The following is a 3,757-nucleotide window of genomic DNA, read 5'->3' as shown; positions in this document are numbered from 1 at the left end:
GGTATAAGCTCCTGCGATCCAGAAGGTGCTATGCAAAGGGCATTAACTCCTTGCGTAATGAGATCTTCAACAATTTGTACTTGTTGTTGAACATTTATCTCTCTATCTGCAGCTAAAATGATGACTTCTGCATTATCGTATTTTTTATCAGCTGCTTCTGCACCTCTTTTAACAGAGAGCCAAAAATCACTATCTAAAGCTTTTAAGACAACTCCTATGCGATACTGGCTATCTTTAGCGTGTGAGGGACTAGCCATTAAAGCTAACATGCAAACAAATACCAAAAACACCAAAAAAAACTTACGCATCATACTCACCTCTTCTTTTGTTATAGTACTATACTAAAACACCAAAAGCGCACAACGATTCCTTGCATTGTCACCCCCTCTTCTAACCAACATTAGTAATATGAAATGAAATACCATTTTACAAAACCCCATTCTAAATTATAAGTAGTGTTCCTTTATTTGTCTAGGATTTAATAAAATGCAAAATGACCTAAAAATGAACAAAAGGATAATTTGGCGTAGCTATCTAGATATTGATACACCGTAGTTCAAAATACATTGCTGCGATAATAAAATTTGGATACCATGGTAAATAGAAGCTCTCGGAATATATATAACAACGAATTGGTACTTGACGTACACAAGAAACTAAGTTGAGGTGTAGTTTTACCTAAGGGCCGGAAAGAATCAACTAAACGGCCCCTTTGGAGGCAGTGAAAGTGGGAAAAATAGGAGTTGCCTTGACAGTAAATCTATTTGAAATTAGAGTTGCTTTGAGCAAAACAAAATATACTCCTTGTTAGAGATATACAAGGTTATTGTGTTTGCCATAATAATCCAAGAATAATTAAGAAGTTGGAAGAGATCAAATCGGAGACCAGGATCCTTAAAAAACAATAAAGATACTCAAAGTTGAAAAGGATGTATTGGAGAGAAACGTCAAGTTTTTAAAGAGCCTTGGGCGTCGATATGAAATTCTTAGGTAATAGGGGGAAGGTCGTTCTGATCGGCGCCCAGGAAAAGGGACTCTTGATCACAGAACTACTCAATTGCCATGATCTTATAAATCCTAATATTTTTAATTATTTTATTTCCATATATTATAAAGTTCTTATCGTATTCAATGCTTTTTCTGTAGAATAAAGTGGAAATAATTCAAATCCTACTGTGCTATCATAATTAATAGAATTTAAACATTTAAATATATTATTATAATTTATTTCACCTGTTCCTGGTTCATGTCTTCCAGGGACATCAGCGATATGTATATGACCAGTGATATTAACATATTTTTTAATCGTGTTTATAAGGTTTCCTTCCATTATTTGCATATGGTAAATATCATACAAAATTTTAATATTAGGGGAACCAACTGCTTCGATAATTTTTACAGAATCTTCAGTATGAGTTAAAAAATTGCCAGGATGATCAATTATAGAATTTAGTGGCTCCAATAATAACAGTATACCAGTATCCTCTGCAATTGGCGCTAGCGCTTTTAAAGTGTCAATAATATTAAGAATCTTAATATCATTATCAATGTAATCATATGTTTTTAATACATTGCCACTATTGTCTAAAGGATTAGAATGGAGTACCAAGCAATTAGAATTCAAATATTTGGCAATTTCAATAGACTTCTTGACAAATGTGATATAATTATCTTGTTCACTTTTATCAAGCAGCGAATAACTTTGATCACCAGAAAATGCAGTAATATTAAGATTATTAATATCACATAGCTCTTTTATACGAGATATATCTTTATCGATCCATGACCAAAATTCAATATAATCAAATCCATGTTTCTTTGTTAAATAGAACCTATCTTCAAACGGATAATCATTAAATAATGTTTCAATACAAAGAACTTTAATCACCATATACCACCAACCTATACTTATAATAAAAAAATACTTTCAATTTCTGCCTTAAAAAATTAACCTTATAAATTTACCCAAACACCTTCGTGAATAGCACTTTCAATGCATTTTTCTATAAATCTCATTCCTGAAATACCTAATTCAGCAGTTTGAAATTCTAAATCACTTTTATTAAACTGTAGGCAATTTTTTTGTTGAATTATGGAAGAGATAAACTTGTCATAAATCCTACCGAAGGCATCTATGTAACCTTCGGTGTGTCCACCAGGTGTTACGTAATCTTGTTTTATGTAGTCATTAATATGCGCATTTCCTCGAGTTACAATCGTAAAGGGTTGTTCGATTGTCGATACTTTTAAAAAATTCGCATTTTCCCTTGACCATTCGATTGAACCTTTTGTTCCATAAATGCCAAAATTTAAATTATTTTCGTGTCCTATGGCTACTTGCGATGTCCAATATATTCCTCTGGCTCCATTGTTATAATTTACTAATATAGAAGCATTATCATCAAGTCCATCTTGTTCGATAAAATGATCAATTCTAGCACTTAATGATTCAACCCTTAGCCCCGTTATATAATATATAAGGTTTTCAACATGAGACCCGATATCTGCTACGCAGTTAGATATTCCTGATAATTTTGGATCGGATCTCCAATCTTGCTGCTTGTTTTTCCCTCTAAAGGGTACTTTAGCCATCCAGTCACATAAGTATTGGGCATTAACAAATCTGACCTCGCCAATTTCTCCCCTTCTAATCATTTCTCGAGCATATCTAATCATTGAATATCCTGTAAAAGAGTAAGAAATCCCAAGAAGTAAATCGTTCTTTTCAGCGAGAATGCGTAATTCTTCCGCTTCCTGTGATGAACAAGTGAAAGGCTTTTCGCACATCACATTAATACCACATTCTAGGAATTTTTTTGAAATTTCATAGTGCGTTTTATTAGGCGTCACTATCGATACAAAATCTATTTTATCAGGCCTGCTACGTTCTTGTTCTGCCATTTCTTCATAATTTTTATATAGCCTTTCCTCGCTTATATTCAACTCTTTACCAAGATCTAGTGTATCATTAAAATTTCGCGAGAAGGCACCACAAACTATTTTTGCCTTTCCATGTAAGTTTATTGCTTTTCGATGTACTTTCCCAATTTGCCCTTTTTTGCTTCCTCCAACCATTCCATAGGTCACAAGATAAGACATATTTAGCCTCCTAACATATTAGAACCTACTTGATGATAATAAATTTGAGGTTGCTGAAAAATGGCTATTTATATTACTAACAAACAAAATATTGCAAAAGAGCCACATAATTTTTATTTTTGCTTCTAATAAATAAAGTTATAATTTGTTTTGTTTTCATAAGTTTCGAGCATTTTTCAGCAATCTCAAAATATATACGCAATAGCATTAAAGCGATCATTCAGGTTAATTGCAGTTAAAGTATGGCTTTTCAGCTGATAGAAATATAGTTTATTTAGTTTTTAAAAATGCTTTCTTTCTTCTTAATAAAGTCTTCTACATTATCTTTTGTAACTAGAGTAGTTCCAGTATCGATTCTTTTTGGAATTTCCTCTCCTTCTAGAAGTTTTACAGCCATTTCGATTCCAAGTCTTCCCATATCGAATGGGTTTTGAGCTATAGTAGCCGTTATATTACCACTTGCTATGCTATTAAGAATATCTCTGTCATCATCAAAGCCAACTATTATTATTTTTTTGCCTGCTGCAACTGTTGCCTGTAATGCCCCCATAGCCATTTCGGCATTAGTACAAAACACCGCATCTAGATCAGGATTTGACGTTAGAATATTTTCCATTACCTGCATACCTAGAGCTCTTTCCGAGTTAGCTGGCTGCTT

At 33.0% G+C, this 3,757-nt stretch carries 4 protein-coding genes; all 4 read right to left on the bottom strand.

All coding sequences use genetic code 11. The features are described from left to right. On the bottom strand, nucleotides 1-308 hold a 308-nt coding region (locus tag BLU12_RS09785; protein WP_234945615.1), incomplete at its 3' end, for a sugar ABC transporter substrate-binding protein. 800 nt (nucleotides 309-1,108) lie between these two features. Beyond that, nucleotides 1,109-1,891: a hydroxypyruvate isomerase family protein gene (locus BLU12_RS09780; RefSeq protein ID WP_091462431.1), complete on the bottom strand. Its 783-nt coding sequence runs from the start codon at nucleotides 1,889-1,891 to the stop codon at nucleotides 1,109-1,111. A 62-nt stretch (nucleotides 1,892-1,953) separates the two neighbouring features. Beyond that, nucleotides 1,954-3,099, bottom strand: a complete 1,146-nt coding sequence (locus BLU12_RS09775; RefSeq protein ID WP_234945614.1) for a Gfo/Idh/MocA family protein — start codon at nucleotides 3,097-3,099, stop codon at nucleotides 1,954-1,956. 274 nt (nucleotides 3,100-3,373) lie between these two features. Further along, nucleotides 3,374-3,757, bottom strand: a 384-nt coding sequence (locus tag BLU12_RS09770) for a sugar ABC transporter substrate-binding protein (protein WP_143270399.1), incomplete at its 5' end; no start/stop codon positions are given.

It is taken from the genome of Acetomicrobium thermoterrenum DSM 13490 (genome assembly GCF_900107215.1).
In the GTDB taxonomy this organism is placed as follows: Bacteria; Synergistota; Synergistia; order Synergistales; family Acetomicrobiaceae; genus Acetomicrobium; species Acetomicrobium thermoterrenum.
This window is presented reverse-complemented; position numbering and strand designations above follow the sequence as displayed.